The organism is Sphingobacterium siyangense (assembly GCF_007830445.1).
Taxonomy (GTDB): domain Bacteria; phylum Bacteroidota; class Bacteroidia; order Sphingobacteriales; family Sphingobacteriaceae; genus Sphingobacterium; species Sphingobacterium siyangense.
Genome location: NZ_VLKR01000013.1, coordinates 100,374 through 116,758 on the forward strand (window position 1 = coordinate 100,374; position 16,385 = coordinate 116,758).

17 protein-coding genes are annotated in these 16,385 nt (G+C 37.9%); 13 read left to right on the forward strand and 4 right to left on the reverse strand.

What is annotated here, in order from left to right; all coding sequences use genetic code 11:
- The first annotated feature begins 51 nt into the window (after positions 1–51).
- The 5 genes from IQ31_RS13185 to IQ31_RS13205 all read left to right on the forward strand — a co-directional run bounded on the left by IQ31_RS13185 (position 52) and on the right by IQ31_RS13205 (position 6,200).
- Complete coding sequence (locus IQ31_RS13185; RefSeq protein ID WP_088163390.1) at positions 52–3,369, forward strand: S41 family peptidase; 3,318 nt, start codon at positions 52–54, stop codon at positions 3,367–3,369.
- Between the two features lie 241 nt (positions 3,370–3,610).
- A complete protein-coding gene (locus tag IQ31_RS13190; protein WP_145328259.1) occupies positions 3,611–4,534 on the forward strand; it encodes a CPBP family intramembrane glutamic endopeptidase in 924 nt (307 codons plus the stop codon).
- Entirely contained in the window at positions 4,509–4,724 is a 216-nt protein-coding gene (locus IQ31_RS13195; protein WP_083663420.1) for a putative signal transducing protein, read from the forward strand. The genes IQ31_RS13190 and IQ31_RS13195 overlap by 26 nt, the downstream gene beginning before the upstream one ends.
- Positions 4,721–5,521, forward strand: a complete 801-nt coding sequence (locus IQ31_RS13200) for a phosphatidate cytidylyltransferase (RefSeq protein ID WP_145328260.1) — start codon at positions 4,721–4,723, stop codon at positions 5,519–5,521. The genes IQ31_RS13195 and IQ31_RS13200 overlap by 4 nt, the downstream gene beginning before the upstream one ends.
- A 7-nt stretch (positions 5,522–5,528) precedes the next feature.
- Positions 5,529–6,200 carry a DUF2461 domain-containing protein gene (locus tag IQ31_RS13205; RefSeq protein ID WP_145328261.1) on the forward strand — a complete coding sequence of 224 codons (672 nt, stop codon included), beginning with the start codon at positions 5,529–5,531 and terminating at the stop codon, positions 6,198–6,200.
- Here IQ31_RS13205 and IQ31_RS13210 read toward each other — a convergent pair whose 3' ends face one another.
- The gene (locus IQ31_RS13210; protein ID WP_145328262.1) at positions 6,201–7,397 is read right to left on the reverse strand and encodes an anhydro-N-acetylmuramic acid kinase; all 1,197 of its coding nucleotides are present in this window, start codon (positions 7,395–7,397) and stop codon (positions 6,201–6,203) included.
- Between the two features lie 100 nt (positions 7,398–7,497).
- On the opposite strand from IQ31_RS13210, the gene gcvH reads away from it, so the two are divergent.
- Positions 7,498–7,878 carry a glycine cleavage system protein GcvH gene (gcvH, locus tag IQ31_RS13215; protein ID WP_075990412.1) on the forward strand — a complete coding sequence of 127 codons (381 nt, stop codon included), beginning with the start codon at positions 7,498–7,500 and terminating at the stop codon, positions 7,876–7,878.
- A 60-nt stretch (positions 7,879–7,938) separates the two neighbouring features.
- Here the strand turns inward: gcvH and IQ31_RS13220 are convergent, their stop codons facing one another.
- The 3 genes from IQ31_RS13220 to mqnB all read right to left on the reverse strand — a co-directional run bounded on the left by IQ31_RS13220 (position 7,939) and on the right by mqnB (position 10,556).
- A complete protein-coding gene (locus tag IQ31_RS13220) occupies positions 7,939–8,694 on the reverse strand; it encodes a DUF6263 family protein (RefSeq protein ID WP_088163385.1) in 756 nt (251 codons plus the stop codon).
- Positions 8,695–8,804: 110 nt separating this feature from the next.
- The gene (locus IQ31_RS13225) at positions 8,805–9,791 is read right to left on the reverse strand and encodes a pyruvate dehydrogenase complex E1 component subunit beta (protein ID WP_046673190.1); all 987 of its coding nucleotides are present in this window, start codon (positions 9,789–9,791) and stop codon (positions 8,805–8,807) included.
- 123 nt (positions 9,792–9,914) lie between these two features.
- The gene (gene mqnB / locus IQ31_RS13230; RefSeq protein ID WP_145328263.1) at positions 9,915–10,556 is read right to left on the reverse strand and encodes a futalosine hydrolase; all 642 of its coding nucleotides are present in this window, start codon (positions 10,554–10,556) and stop codon (positions 9,915–9,917) included.
- 592 nt (positions 10,557–11,148) lie between these two features.
- On the opposite strand from mqnB, the gene IQ31_RS13235 reads away from it, so the two are divergent.
- The 7 genes from IQ31_RS13235 (at position 11,149) to IQ31_RS13265 (ending at position 16,375) form a co-directional block, all read left to right on the forward strand.
- Positions 11,149–11,562, forward strand: coding sequence for a 6-pyruvoyl trahydropterin synthase family protein (locus tag IQ31_RS13235; protein WP_070562714.1), 414 nt, complete (start codon positions 11,149–11,151; stop codon positions 11,560–11,562).
- A 28-nt stretch (positions 11,563–11,590) separates the two neighbouring features.
- On the forward strand, positions 11,591–12,220 hold the full coding sequence (folE, locus tag IQ31_RS13240; RefSeq protein WP_046673193.1) for a GTP cyclohydrolase I FolE: 630 nt from the start codon (positions 11,591–11,593) through the stop codon (positions 12,218–12,220).
- 240 nt (positions 12,221–12,460) lie between these two features.
- A complete protein-coding gene (locus tag IQ31_RS13245; RefSeq protein ID WP_075994564.1) occupies positions 12,461–13,096 on the forward strand; it encodes an O-methyltransferase in 636 nt (211 codons plus the stop codon).
- 22 nt (positions 13,097–13,118) lie between these two features.
- Complete coding sequence (locus tag IQ31_RS13250; protein WP_046673195.1) at positions 13,119–13,643, forward strand: glucosaminidase domain-containing protein; 525 nt, start codon at positions 13,119–13,121, stop codon at positions 13,641–13,643.
- Between the two features lie 15 nt (positions 13,644–13,658).
- Positions 13,659–14,492 carry a glucosaminidase domain-containing protein gene (locus IQ31_RS13255; RefSeq protein ID WP_088163383.1) on the forward strand — a complete coding sequence of 278 codons (834 nt, stop codon included), beginning with the start codon at positions 13,659–13,661 and terminating at the stop codon, positions 14,490–14,492.
- Positions 14,493–14,562: 70 nt separating this feature from the next.
- Positions 14,563–15,315: a hypothetical protein gene (locus IQ31_RS13260; protein ID WP_244294480.1), complete on the forward strand. Its 753-nt coding sequence runs from the start codon at positions 14,563–14,565 to the stop codon at positions 15,313–15,315.
- A gap of 22 nt (positions 15,316–15,337) precedes the next feature.
- Positions 15,338–16,375: a DUF3078 domain-containing protein gene (locus IQ31_RS13265; RefSeq protein WP_088163381.1), complete on the forward strand. Its 1,038-nt coding sequence runs from the start codon at positions 15,338–15,340 to the stop codon at positions 16,373–16,375.
- Positions 16,376–16,385 lie beyond the last annotated feature (10 nt).

The window sequence follows — 16,385 nt, forward strand, 5'->3', positions numbered from 1 at the left end:
ACTTTACAAAAGTGTAGTTTTGTGTGTGGTAAATTTAACCTTTAAACGTTTATGAATAAAACTCATTTCAAGCTATTTGCTGCCTTTTTGCTCGGGACATCCTTTCTGCAAACAAAAGCGCAAGAAACCCTATTACTTCGAAACCCAAGTATCAGCGCCAACAATATCGCTTTTGTGTATGGTGGAGATATTTGGATTGCCGACAAAAACGGAGCTAATCCGAGACGCCTTACAACAAATCCAGGGGTGGAACAGAATCCAATGTTTTCTCCAGACGGCAAGAAAGTAGCATTCACAGGAAATTATGATGGAAATACAGACGTATATGTAATCCCTGTAACGGGTGGAGAGCCAAAACGTATCACTTATCATCCCTCTTCGGACGTATTGCGCGGATGGCTCAATAATGATGAAGTATATTATACTACATCTCGTGATTTCACCTATGCTTTAAGTCCACGATTATACAGTTCCAATATTCAAATGTCGGGAATGGACAAGGCGCTCATTATGCCTGAGGCTACTCAGGGAAGCCCTTCTGCCGATGGTCGTTATTGGGCTTACATCAAGAATACTGACCCTACTGAAAGAGATCGAGTAGCCTTTAAGCGTTACCGGGGTGGTGGTATGCCAACCATTTGGATCTTTGATACCAAAACAAAAGAAATCGAGACTATTCCGAATGTTAAAAGTAATGATGTTAAGCCATTATGGTTGGGAACGAAGGTTTATTTCCTATCTGACCGCGATAAAATTGTCAATATTTTTAGCTACGACACCAAAACTAAAAAGGTTGAAAAACTAACAGATTTCAAAGATTATGATGTACGTTCCTTGAATGGGAATGGTAACGACTTGATTTTTGAATATGCTGGAGTATTGAATACACTGAATCTAAACGGAAATAAAATTACTCCTTTGCACATCACTGTGAATACAGATGTCATGTACAAAAGACCTTATTATAAAGATATCAAGGACGATATACGTTATGCTACATTATCTCCTACGGGGCAGCGAGCGTTATTTGAAGCACGTGGGGAGATCTTTACGGTACCAAAGGAAAAAGGAGAAGCTCGAAATTTATCTAATTCACCAGGTTCGCATGAACGTTTTCCAGATTGGTCTCCTAATGGTAAATGGGTTTCATATATCTCAGATAAAAATGGATCCTATCAGTTGGTACTGATGGATCAGTTCGGAAAAGATCAGCCCTTATACTTTAATTTAGGGGAAACCAATTTCTATTTTGAACCTACTTGGTCACCAGATTCAAAGAAGCTTTTTTACAATGATGCGCATCTTAATCTGTATTATATTGATATTGCTTCCAAGACTGTTGTCAAAGTTGCCGACGACAAATTAAGTGGTCAAACCGGGCGTGTATCCAATCATTTCCAACCAAGTTGGTCTCCAGATTCAAAATGGATATCCTTTATACGTACACTGGAAAACGGTGCACCTGCTGTGTTCATGTATAACTTAGATACAAAGAAAACTCAGCAAATTACGGATGGTATGAGCTCTGCCCGCAGTACTGCATTTTCGCAAGATGGTAAATATTTATTTTTTACGGCGAGTACAAATACAGGTTTAACAAATTCTGGTTTACATATGTCCGCTGTACAGCGTAACGTAGATTATGCAGTCTATGCTTTTATCCTGTCGAGCAAAACACCATCATTCTTTAAAAACGATAGTGATGATGAGCAAATCCGTGAAGATAAAGCTGATAAAAAGGAAGAGGGAGAGAATAATAAAAAAGAACGTGTAAAAGAGAATGATAAAAAAGCTCCGAAAAAGGATAAGAAGGAAGAGTCAGTTGCAAGCAAGCCGGTTGACAAATCTATTCAGGTGGACTTTGATCGTATAGAGAATCGAATTGTTGCCCTCCCTTTGCCAGCCGGTCCTTACTGGAATTTAAATGGTTTGGTTCCGAATCAATTGACTTATCAACGTGGAGGAACAATCGGTGCATATGATTTTAAGGATCTTGAAAATAAAACTTTAGTGGAGAATGCACGTAGTTTTGTTATTAGTGCTGATGGTAAAAAAATGTTATATCAAACGGGAAATGGGTTCAATATTGTAACAGCTGGGCAAAAAGTAGCCTCTCCTACTGCAGGAGAAGTCAAGTTAGGTGGAATTCAGCAATTGGTGGATCCCGCAGCCGAATGGAAACAGGTATTCAATGAAGTTTGGTCAATGCAAAAAGACTATTTCTATGTAGAAAATATGCATGGTGCTGACTGGAAAGCGATGAAAACCAAATATGAAAAATTCTTACCTTTTGTAAACCATCGTTCTGATCTTGGTTATTTATTGAACGAAATGATGGGAGAAATGGTCGTGGGACACAATTATATCTATCCAGGAGATCAACCTTCCACGCCATCAGTTTCAGTTGGTGTGTTGGGAGCAGATTATACGCTAAAGAATGGTTATTATCAGATCGCCAAATTGTTTACGCGTCTTGAATGGAATCCATCGTTCAAAGCCCCATTGGCTGAACCGGGATTAAACATAAAAGAAGGAGATTATATTGTTGCAGTTAATGGTACTGAATTGACTGAAGATAAGGATATTTATAGTCTATTCGACAACACTGTTGGTAAACAAGTTACGTTGAAGGTCAATTCAAAACCTTCTTTGGTAGGCGCACGAGAAGTAATCGTTAAACCGATCTCGTTTAGTGATGAAATGAACTTGCGTAACATGGAATGGGTCGAAAGGAACCGTAAAAAAGTAAATGAATTGAGCAATGGGCAAATAGCTTATGTGTACATGCCGAATACCGGTCCTGAAGGGTATACCTATTTCAATCGGTATTACTTCGCTCAGATGGATAAAAAGGCTCTTCTAATGGACGAAAGGAACAACGGTGGTGGTTGGGTTGCCGATTACGTGATTGATCTCTTATCTCGCGAGTTAATCGCTGGCTGGGGAATTCGTGATGGAAAAGGATTTACGACTCCAGGAAATGGCATTTATGGACCAAAAGCCATGATTATTAATGAAAATGCAGGCTCAGGTGGGGATATGATGCCTTATATGTTCCGTTTTAAAGGACTTGGCAAATTGGTGGGTCGTACAACAATGGGGATTTTGGTTGGCATAAGCGGTTACCCTCCTTTGTTGGATGGAGGCCGTATTACTTCACCAAACTTCGGTGTTTATGACCTAAAAGGAAATTGGATTATCGAAAATGAAGGGGTCGCTCCTGATGTATTTATCGAACAATTACCAAAAGATCTTTTGGAAGGCCGAGATCCACAGCTTGAAAGAACGGTGAAAATATTGTTGGAAGAAATGAAAACATATCCGTATAAAAATCTGCAGAAACCTGCAGACCCAATTCGAGTGAATTAGGATAATCTATATTAAAAAAAGGCTTTGGATTTTTCCAAAGCCTTTTTTTTGATCATATATGCTGTGTCAAATGTATTCATATTCGGGATGATCGAATACCTCTGTTGGAGTTTTTACTGTATTTGGATGATATCGCCTTTTGCCATTCGGCTAGTACAAACGATACGGCAGAATTTAAATGAATGCGACAATTTTAATAAATCTTGCTTTTATTGCTATCTTTAACTGATATTTAATAGCTATGTTTCCTGAACAAACACCCCATCCGTTTCAATCTTTGTTACGATTGATCTTAATGGTTATCGGTTTTACCATTCTTTCGCAGATTATTGCTATTCTGATTATTGCAAGCTATTATACATACACCAGGCAGGTCTTCTCGTTGGAGTTATTAATGAATGGATCGGCCAATGAGATGCGCTTTATGTTGTTAATGAGCAGTTTGGGATCTTTTGTTGTGCCGGCGTATCTGATGAATACACGCGAAGGACATGGCGTTACTTATTTTAAACTGAAAAAATGGCCTAGTGGAATGCAGTTTGGTTATATATTTTTGGCAATGCTTTCTTTTATGCCTTTGATGAGTATTATCGGTCACTGGAATGAATCCTTACAATTGCCCGACAGTATGCAATCGTTGCAGCATTGGATGGAGCGCAGTGAAAAGGAATCGGGTGATTTAATTAAGGGCATCATTATGGAGTCGAGTATAGCCGGCTTTTTGTACAATATTGTTGTACTAGCTTTGATTCCGGCCATAGGTGAAGAATTGTTATTTCGTGGTATTTTGCAAAAAATAATAGGCAGATGGTTGAGCAATCAGCATGTGGTTATATGGCTCGTTGCTATTATCTTCAGTGCGATACACCTGCAATTTTTTGGTTTTGTTCCCCGCATGTTATTGGGGGCTTTTTTTGGCTATCTTTATGTATGGAGCAAGAACATCATATTGCCCATCTTTGGGCACTTTGTCAATAATGCCGGAGCCACAATTGGAGCATTTTATTACGTAAGACAGGGAAAGAGTTATGATGAACTCAATGCATTTGAGTTACAATCTTGGTGGATATATCTTGTAGCCTTCATTTTTACTCTTATTTTTGTATTCTTATTTTATCGATCAACGCAAAAAGAAAACAATGGAGAACGATTGGAAAAAAATTAAAACATATACAAATGCCATTCAAGCCGAGATAGTCAAACAAATGTTGGAAGAGAATGGAATTCCCGCTGTCGCGTTGAATAAACAAGATTCTTCTTATCTGTTTGGGAAAATTGAACTTTATGTCAGCGAAGGATCTATCGAAGCAGCCGAAAGGTTAATTGAGGAATCGGAAGGGGATTTTAGTTTATGAAAACAAGAGCAATAACCGGAGTAATCTTTGTGGCTGTTATGATAGCGGCTACTCTTTTGGGAGCTTATGTTTATTCCATCTTTTTTACCTTGCTAAGTACATGGTGTCTTTATGAATTCTATGGAATAGTTTCATCCGAAGAACGCGCTCCAAATAAAGTGATTGGTATCGCCCTGGCCTTGGTACTGTTTGTTTTGGGATCCTTAATTTCGATGGATCTGCTTGCGGTAAAATTTTTAGCACTGATTATTCCGTTTATAAGTGCGACTTATATTATTTCACTTTTTCAGAAGAGAGCTTTTCCTTTTAATGATATTGCCTATACTTTTTTGGGAATAGCTTATGTTACATTACCTTTTTTCCTATTTTCCAAATTAGGGTTTATGCAAGGTACTTTTAACCATGTGCTGCCCTTAGGTTTTTTGATCTTATTGTGGACAAACGATACAGGGGCATATCTCGCTGGACGAAGCTTCGGGAAACGTAAACTATTCGAACGAATCTCACCAAAGAAAACATGGGAAGGTTTTTTCGGTGGATTGATTTTGGCAATTGTTGCTGCAGTGAATCTAGAGAAGTATTTTGGTTATCTACCGCTCTGGCAATGGGTAAGTATAGCGGCTATTATCAGTATTGTTGGAACATTGGGAGACTTAGTTGAGTCGATGTTAAAGCGTAGCTTGCACGTAAAAGATTCCGGAAATATATTGCCCGGACATGGTGGTTTTTTAGATAGATTTGATGGGTTGTTATTAGCGGCACCTATGGTCTATGTTTTCTTAATTTTAATCAATTGATTGTATTATGAGTCACATTCAAAAATCTACATTTGATTTTTTAACGGAATTGAAAGCCAATAATTCTCGGGAATGGTTTGCCGATAACAGAGCTAAATATGAAGCGGCATTGGCTGATGTGAGAAGTTTTTTGACAGATTTAATTGCCGCTTTGAGCGAGTTTGACCCTAAGATCAATACTTCCATACAGGCAAGTAAATGTTTGTTTCGGATTTACCGTGATACACGCTTTTCAAATGATAAAACACCTTATAAAAGTTGGTTTGGGGCAGGAATTTCAGTTGATGGAAGAAAGTTGCAGGGACCAGAGTACTATATTCATATTGGAGCAGAAAATTCATTTATTGCCTGTGGGTATTGGCGTCCAGAAAAGCAACATTTAGAGGCAATAAGACAAGAAATTGATTACAGCGGTAATAAATTGGATGAAATTTTAAAAACAGTATTGACAGGCGGTAATATTGCACTTTTCAAAGAAGATTTACTGAAGCGTGCCCCTGCGGGCTATAGTGAGGATAATCCTTTTATTGACTTTATCAAATTGAAAAGTTTTGTGTTGGATAGATCTTTAACTATTAAGGATTTATCTGCAAAAAATGCGTTAGATAATATCGTGGCTTCCTATAAAAGTATGCTTCCTTTTAAAGAGTTTTTACAAGAAGCCATCGATACGGACTAATTATTCCGGTAAGCTGATTTTGCCCATGCAGACAGCGGGCGAATCTTTAATTTGCGCTACATTGGATTTGTTGCCTACCAAAGTTTCATTTGCTAACAAAGCAAATAGGACGGCCTCTTTTGCATCTGGATTGATACCTAATGTTGCAAAGCTTTCAACTTTACAGGTAGGTAAGCTCCTTTTGATGTAATCAAACAGCAATGGATTGTGCAGTCCACCACCACTTATATATACAGCCACATCAGATAGTCCTTCTGACTGCTTTCGGATGCCGTTGACCATCGCAAGAGCCGCAAAGCGATTGAGGGTTGCCATGACGTTTTCATGTGGAATATGAGTTGTTTTCGAACGCTCTTGCGCCTTTTCGAGATAAGCGAGATTAAATAGTTCTGGCCCGGTGGTTTTTGGAAAGGGCAGTGTTAGAAATTCTTCGGTTAATAATTGATTCAATAGCGCATCATTTACTTGTCCCTTTTTGGCCATATAGGCATCTCTATCCATCTCCTGATTAAAATTAGCCTTCATGTATTGGTTCATCATTGTATTGCCTGGACCGAGATCTGTTGCATAGGCTTTCAATTTTGTTTGATGGCTTGGGATAAATGTGAAATTAGAAATACCGCCAATATTCAGTAAGAATCGATTCTCTGTTGCATGCGAGAAAAGTAGATAGTCGCCATACGCCGCCAAAGGTGCCCCTTCCCCTCCCGCAGCAACATGTTTCTGTCTAAAGTCAGAGAGGGTTATGATGCCGGTATTTACGGCAATATGATCTCCATCGCCGATCTGTAAGGTACTATTGGGCCAATTACGGTCTTTGGTCAATGATTGGGGAGCATGGTATACGGTTTGCCCATGGCTGGCTATACAATCAATCTCGCTGCTTGGTATATTCCACTGTTGTAATGCTGTATTGATTAATTTGGCATGTGTGACTCCAATATAAGCATTGAGTCCCGAAAATAATTGTTGGTCGATATTTCGTTTTGCAAAGACTTCACGGACTCGTGCTCTAAAATCATCCTCATAATCCATTGTAGCAAAATTCTCTAGCTGTATTTTTGTTGTTTTACCTGCATTTTCTATGCGGCATACTGCGATATCAAGACCATCCAGGGACGTTCCGGACATCAGGCCAATAATACGACGTTCTTTCTTTTGTGAAATTTGGTAAAGTCTTTCGATTTGAGGATTCATAGCTTAAAAATAAACACAAAAATGTTATGATGAATATCATTTTTGACAATTAAAGATATTTTGTAACTTCACGGCATTAAAAATCAAAAAATTAAATACAATGAATTTTCCAGCAGAATTGAAATACACCAAAGATCACGAATGGATTCGTGTTGAAGGTGATGAAGCAGTTGTAGGGATTACCGATTTCGCTCAACGTGAATTGGGTGACATCGTTTTTGTTGACATAAACACTGTAGGTGAGGAAGTTGCCGCTAATGAAGTTTTCGGTACAATTGAAGCTGTAAAAACAGTTTCTGATCTATTTTTACCTGTATCAGCTACGATTTTATCGGTTAATGAAGCTATTGATGCATCTCCTGAATTGGTCAATTCTGATCCTTATGGTGAAGGTTGGATTGTTCGTATTAAATTGAACAATGTTGCTGATGTAGATGCTTTGTTATCTGCTGATCAATACAAAGAAGAGATCAACGCATAAATTTGATATATAACAAAAAAATAGGGGCCTATTGGCCCCTATTTTTTTTGCTATAGTCGTTTATTGACTTTTTAATGTGGTCTTTATTTTTGCTTCAGGCATATCCACGGCACTTGTCATTTCTGTTATCTTGGTAAGGCAGGTGTTTTTATCCAGGACATAGAACCCCTGTACGTTGCCTACCTGATTTGCATCCGGGCCGAACATTTTTCCTTCAACATTTACTTTATAGCCTAGCTCATTTGCTTCTATTAAAGTCATTGTGCTCTCCACCGAAATGCCTGAATCATCAGATTCCGTTTTGGATGTCCATGAGTCACCGATTTTAACAGGCTGTTCAGGTAATACTGTACTTATATTTTCGAACATACTTTTATCAAACGGCATGTTAATACCCTCAGGTAACTTGATGTCAGAAGATTTGCCAAGTTGATCAACATTAAAGCTAATGCTATTTTCTAGCAATTTGCCTAAGGTAGCATGCATCTGTTTGGAAAACTCATTGGCTTCGGGGTTTTTCGAGTCGTAGGACATGTCCATTCCCGCCATATTCATTTTCATGTTTATTCCGGTATATTTAAGGTCAAACGCGAAGATATTGTCTTTTTTCGTTGTATTGGTGATATCAAAGCCCATATTAAGGTCTGTAACCATTTTTTGGCCAGCAGCGTCAATATCCATTGTCATCACAAGGTTTTGCGATATTTTTTTCCCCGAATCGGGATTTACACGTAGTGTGTATTTCTTTTGTGCGGAAGCAGATATCACTAGAAATACAAATACGGCCATCAAAGAGGCAATTCTTAATTTTTTCATATATGGAATTTTAATTTTTTTAATAAGCAACAATCGGCCAGCTTAAATATAAAAAAAAATCCCTTTTACAGGGTAAAAGGGATTTTAATTTTTTAAGAATGTAATTCGTATTACTTCTTGATATAAGATACTTCTTTCACAGCTTTAACAACTTTCTCAACGCTAGGTAAAGCAGCTTCGATCAATGTTGGAGCATAAGGAAGAGGTACATCTGCACAATTTACGCGGATAACAGGGGCATCTAAATAATCAAATGCGTTACGTTGTACATTGAATGCTAAATCCGTCGAAATAGACGCCAATGGCCATGCTTCTTCCACGATTACCAAACGGTTTGTTTTCTTAACAGACGCGATGATTGTAGGGTAATCAATAGGACGTACCGAACGCAAGTCAATTAATTCAACGCTGATACCTTCTTTCTTCAATTCTTCAACTGCAGGAATGACAACGCGAGGAAGCATTTTACCAAAAGACACAACAGTTACATCTGTACCTTCTTGGATAATATTAGCTTTTCCGATTTCCAAGTAATATTCTTCTTCAGGAACTTGTCCTTTATCACCATACATTACCTCAGATTCCATGAAGATAACAGGATCTGGATCGATAATAGCTGATTTCAATAAACCTTTAGCTTCATATGGGTTCGAAGGAACCACAACTTTTAAACCTGGTGTATTTGCAAACCAGTTCTCAAAGTTTTGAGAGTGTTGTGCTGCAAGCTGACCCGCATTTCCTGTAGGACCACGGAAGACCATCGGAATAGAGAACTGTCCACCACTCATCGAGTGAATTTTAGCTGCCGCATTGATTACTTGGTCAATTGCAACAAGTGAGAAGTTGAATGTCATGAATTCAACAATTGGCTTCAAACCATTCATTGCAGCACCAACAGCAATACCAGCAAAACCAAGTTCCGCAATAGGTGTATCAATGATACGCTTTGCACCGAATTCATCAAGCATACCCTGACTTACTTTGTAAGCTCCGTTATACTCAGCAACTTCTTCTCCTAATAAAAATATTTTGTCGTCTTTACGCATTTCTTCGTTCATTGCTTCACGAAGTGCTTCTCTGAATTGTATTTCTCTCATCAGTTGTAAAATAGTGTCAATTTTTAGATTACAAATCTACTATTTAAAATTGATATTTTGAAGATTTGAACCCGCTAATTCTATAGTTTTATGTCATTTTTTAATAAGTAAATGACTTTTGTATTAAATTTTTGAATATAAGTTGTTCAGATATTCCAATGTTTTTATAAGTGCCTTATTACTATTCATTATCGCTAACGGAATGTTCCACGTGGCACGGTTCCTTCTTTCCACGTAATTTGAAATACCGCGAATCTCAATCACGGGAATTGTCATTTTATCGGCGGCATAGAAAACGGCAGCTCCTTCCATACTTTCAACAAGACTATTGGGATGCAGTTTTTTAATTTTTTCGATACTTTCTGTGCTACCATGGACTTTGTTTACGGTAATTCCTTCCCCCTGTTGTAGAAAAGGAAGCCTAAGCTCCTTGTCATTCAGTAAACACGAGGTAAATGTAGACCTCCCATAGCCCAATTGATCTATTGGAATAAAATTATGACCGTCTTCCGCACCTAGTTCAACAAATGACTCTGAAACGACCTGAATAACCGAGCCTATTTCAATCGTACGATCCAAACATCCTCCTATCCCGACATTAATAAGGAGATCATATTTTTTTTCGTGTAGCATTCTTCCCAGCTCAAATGCTGTGGCAACCATGCCTACACCAGTTACTAGGGTATCGCATTGATCGTAATTTGATACCACTTCCAGAAAAGGCTGTAATTCAAATGAAGTAGCCGCAATAATTAATATTTGCATGACAAGCTCGTTTTGGATTGAAAATTACAAATTATCTTGCAAGCAGAACTCTTTTTAGTATAAAAACATCGTTCTTGCAATGCGTCCTGCTTAGAAACGCGAGCTTGATGTTAATAAGGCCAACTCCTTTTTTGCTACGATCTCCACTTTTATAAAGCTGTACGAACTGTTTAGTTTTTGTCCTGATGTTATTGGAAACAATGCTAATCGATCGATATAATCGCTTGAATTAGTTTAGATTTTATATACTCTTAGTTTAGGGTTTAGTTAGGGGTACTTTAGGTAAAAGCTATATAAAACCTAAACTAACCCTAACTAAACCCTAAGTAAACCCTAACTAAAGGTAGAAGAAAATTGGCCTTAAAAATCAGCATTCGTTGTCGTTCTTTTTAAACAGGGAGTATTTACACTCTGCTACAAAATTTTATATCAAATCATTCTTGAAAGCGGGTTATGAATAAGGATAAAGTGCTTAGATTTTTGTCTGTTTGTTCAACAAAAGAGAAAGCACTTCATTATATTACTATATTCTGACGGCATTCCTTAAATTGAGATGTTTTAATTGCACTTAAAGCCTTATCTTTGTATTATTATGGTATTTATAACTCGTCGTGAACGTTTCTGTGCTGCGCACAAGCTCTATCGTGAAGACTGGAGTAAGGAGCAGAATGAGCAGGTATTTGGTCTTTGCTCCAATCCAAATTGGCATGGACATAATTATGATCTTTATGTAACAGTTAAAGGAAAAGTCAACCCGGAGACTGGTTTTTTGATCGATTTAAAGATCATGAAAGAAATAATCAACCGTAGTATCATAGACAAAGTCGATCACCGTAATTTCAATTTAGATGTTGATTTTATGAAAGGAGTCATGGCTTCTACGGAGAATATCGCAATCGAAATATTTAAGATCTTAAAACCGCTGTTTGATGAACAGGGTGTGATCTTGCATAGTGTCCGTTTGCATGAAACAGAAAATAATTACGTCGAATATTTTGGCGATTAATCTTTAATACATTTAAATAGTAGAAACTATGAGTCAACACTCATTTGACAACGAAGAGTTGGATGGATATATTAAGATCGACAAATACAATACTGAAAAGGTAGATCGCATCGCTGCTCATTATACAGATATATTGGAATGTCTGGGGGAAGATCCAAAACGCGAAGGTTTAGTGAAAACACCAGAACGTGTTGCAAAGGCACTGCAATTTCTGACACATGGCTATGATATCGATGCTGCGGAGGTATTACGTGGTGCTATGTTTGAGGAAGACTATAGTCAAATGGTCGTCGTTAAGGATATTGAAGTATATTCTCTTTGTGAGCACCATATGTTACCTTTCTTTGGTAAAGCCCATATTGCATATATTCCAAATGGCCATATTGTAGGTTTAAGCAAGATACCACGTGTCGTTGATATTTTTGCGCGTCGTCTGCAGGTTCAGGAACGTCTCACCAATGAGATCAGAGATTGTATTCAAGAAACTTTAGGCGCTCGTGGTGTAGCTGTGGTTATGGAATGCAAGCACATGTGTATGGCGATGCGTGGAGTTCAGAAACAGAATTCCGTAACGACTACCTCTGCATTTACTGGAGCATTCCAAAATGATGTGACAAGATCCGAATTTTTACGCTTGATCACTGCTGATCTTGCTTAGTATATTTGTTGTTTAATAATAAAAAAGCCCCCCTAAAAGATGATCTTTTAGGGGGGCTTTTTTTTGATGAAATTTGGAAACAAAATAGAAAATCAAAAAATGGCAATATGGCTTTTTTATGCATCTGACGCGATTTCCGAAAAATGCTCTTTACAAAAGGATAATTGTATTTTGCTGATATTCAGCTTTTTGTAAAAAAAAGTTTTTATCATAAAAATGTTTTTTGGTACCTTTGTGGTTATGGAAATTGTTGCCGACGATTTAGAGTCCTATTTGGAACATACTACAGACGAGGAAAATTCGTTACTGAAAAGGGTAAATCGGGAGACATATTTGAAGGAAACAATGCCCCATATGTTATCTGGACACTACCAGGGAAGAGTTCTTTCTTTATTGAGTAAATTGGTTGCTCCGAAACGTATCTTGGAGATAGGAACGTTTACGGGATACGCAACGTTGTGTCTCGCAGAAGGGCTGCAGGAAGATGGGATATTACATACTATCGATATCAATGCAGAGCAACAAGAACGCGTCCAAGGTTATTTTGATGAATCGGCATTTGCTGATAAAATCAACTATCATATTGGAGATGCAGCGGTAATACTACCTACATTAGATGAAACATTTGATCTGGTATTTATCGACGCGGACAAAAAGAGAAATTTATATTATTTCGAAACGATAATAAATCAAGTTCCGTCTGGGGGACTTATTTTGATTGACAATGTCTTATGGAAAGGTAAGGTGTTAGATTCAAAACCAGACAACCAAACAAAGCAGATCATTGATTTGAATGCACGTTTAGCTCAGGACAAGCGCGTAGAAAAGGTAATATTACCGATTCGAGACGGACTTTTTGCCTTACGCAAGAAGTAATTTGTGAACTAAAACATTCTTCATGAATTTAAAACAATTAAAAAGCTTTGTACTGTTACTAGCTTTGGGAACTTTTGGATTAACAAAAGTTTCAGCTCAAAGTAATGCGGCATATGTCGATAAGTACAGTCCAATAGCAAAAGAAATGATGGAGGAACACGGTGTTCCAGCATCGGTTATCTTAGCCATCGCTATGCATGAAAGCGGAAATGGTGGTAGCAGGGTAGCAAAAAATTTGAATAACCATTTTGGTGTCAAAGGAAAAAACAACAGTACCGTTATTCGGTCAGCTTACAAAGGTTATCGGTCTGTAATGGACTCGTATGATGATTTTGTAGGAATAGTAAAAAGAAAAAAGACTACTCAGAGTCTTTTTGAAAAACATCCTGGTGAAAAATACGAAGCTTGGGTAAAAGCGATTGCTCGTTCGGGTTACTCGACGAGTAAAGGTTGGACAGCAAAAGTACTCGCTACTATTAGACAATATCATTTGGATATGTTTGATAATGATGCTAAGCAAAATAGATTCTCGTCAACAAAAAAATAAGCGCGATAGTATTGCATGAAGAAGTTTTTTTATGGCATGTTTGTATTCATGATGTTGATTACATCATGTTCAAGCCGGAGAGGCACAATATCCTCCTCTAAATCTGGCTCCAATTCAAAAACTTCTTCATCCTCTTCTGTGGGACGACCGACCATGGCTGGCAACGACTATATTGCTCATTACAAAGATGTGGCCGTTGCAGAAATGAATAAATATGGTATTCCTGCGAGTATTAAACTTGCTCAGGCTTTACTGGAATCCGGTAATGGTAACAGTTATCTTGCGCGTGAGGCTAATAATCATTTCGGTATTAAATGTGGCGGAGTTTGGAAAGGAAAATCCGTGACTCGTCCCGATGATAATATCAATGACTGCTTTCGTGTTTATGAAAATCCCGAACAATCTTTTCGGGATCACTCAGAGTTTCTGTTACGACCGCGATATGCGGCACTCTTTAAGTTGAATAAGAACGACTATAAAGGCTGGGCCAAAGGCTTGAAAGCGGCTGGATACGCCACCAATCCGCGTTATCCTGAATTGCTGATCGAAATGATCGAAAGATATCATCTTGATCAATACGATCGCGGTGAATCGCCACGTGAAAAGGTTGTACGTGAAGAGACTGTTCAGGTCGAGATCGTGCAGAATGTACAAGAAACCCCTCCTACCGTCGTAAAGACAGAAGAAATCAAGAGCCCGGTAGCTATGCGTATTCATGAGGTTAAAGCGCAGGATACGTTATATTCGCTCAGTAAGCTGTACAATGTATCCGTTGATCAGATCAAATCCCTAAACGGTCTTACCGATGATGCGCTATCTTTAGGGCAGCTATTGGTTATATCTAAATAGTTACGCTTTAAAAGATGTTAAATATTTCGCTTTTGTACAGCGATATAGTAGTTTTACGAAAGTGATACTATTGCGATATATTTTTCTACTTATTGCCCTTGTGGGCTTTACCTCTCCACTTTTTTGCCAAGATAAAAAAGTCGAGGGTATCGTTTTTGATAAAAATACCAAACAACGTATTGGAAATGTAAGGCTGGCCAACTTACGTACTGGCGAGGTCAATTATAATACTATTAAAGGAGAATTTGTCTTTAATGCACAACTAGGAGATCATATTGTTGCGATATGTAAAGGCTATTTTTCAGATACTCTTCAGGTGGATAACCGCGGATTGTTGCTGTTTCATTTGGTACGTGAATCGTTTTATATTGATGAAGTTCAGGTTTTTGCACGCAAGACACCAGAGGAAATTCTGAAAAAAGCAAAAGAGGATTATGAGAAAGCGTATCGTCTTGCGGGTTATGGAGACGTATTTTCTGTTGGCCCAAATGGGGCTGGATTAAGCATCAATTCAATTTATAGTTTATTTAGCAAGGAGGCTAAAAGAGCACGTCGACTAACTAAAACCATTGAAAACGATTATAAGGAAAATGTGATCGACTACAAATTTACGAAAGAGCTTATCAGTAAGATTACAGGATTAAATAGCGAAGAAGCTGAACGATTTAGAAGGATATTTAGACCCTCCTATTTCTTTATTCTCTCAGCGAGTGATTATGAATTGGTGAATTATATCAAATATTGTTATTCACGGTATCAATTGAACCCTTCGCAATATTTTATTGAGCCTTTTCCAACAATTAATTATAAATTAGTACCGTAAACAAAAAATAGACGTTTTCAGAATGAAGTTATTCAATTTTGTCGGCATGGCTCTGCTTTGCCTTTCTATTACCAGCTTAAAAGCACAGGATCTGAAAGATCTTCGAGCAAAACCAGATACCGTAATTTCTGTACAGAAAGAGCAACCATTAAATATTAAAACGATTCGTCCTATAGTTCCAAAACTAAACTTAGAGGTAGACTATTGGAAACATTGGACAAAATTCGGGATCAATTTAAACCAGGCGTCATTTAATGATAATTGGAAAGGTGGGGGTGTTGGTTCTATTGCTGTAGGATTGAATGCGAATCATAAATCGGATTATACGAAGGACAATTTCAATTTTGTGACCGAAGTTGATTTACGTTATGGAAAGATAAAGAATACCAATAATATTGCGAAGAAGAATAATGACCGTATATTTTGGGATAATAAGCTTTCTTATAAATTGTCTGCCAATTGGGCATTGTTTACGTCGGTGACATTTGAGTCGCAATTTGATGCGGGTTATAAGTATAAAACGGTTAACGGCAGAGATACAATAGACTATATTGAGAATGCTTTTATGGCACCAGCTTATCTAACAGAATCTTTCGGTCTTGAGTATAAGCCTAGTAACGAATTTTCCTTGCGTTTTGGTACGGGTACTGCACGTCAAACTTTTATCTTGGATGAGCGTGTTAAGCCTCGTTCTGGAGAAGGTTTCTTTGAGAAATATGGCTATTATAGAGATCCTAACAATCCAAGTGCGGGTACTGGTGAACGATTTGGTGTAAAGGAAGACCGCTCTTTTGCCAATGCACTGGCATTTCAGCTAACGGGTAACCTGGACAAAAACTTCACAGATAAACTGAATGTAAAGGCTCGTTATAACCTTTTTGCTGACTACGAGAAACTTTCCAACCCTACACACCGTTTGGATGTAACTGTAACGGCAAAAGTCACGAGAGTCATCAATGTGAACTTAAATGGTATCATGATCTACGATCCAGATGTTATTTCAAGAGTGCAGTTGAGTCAGTCGTTGGCGATGGGTATAGTCTATAGTTTACCAAAATAATGTTTAGGCC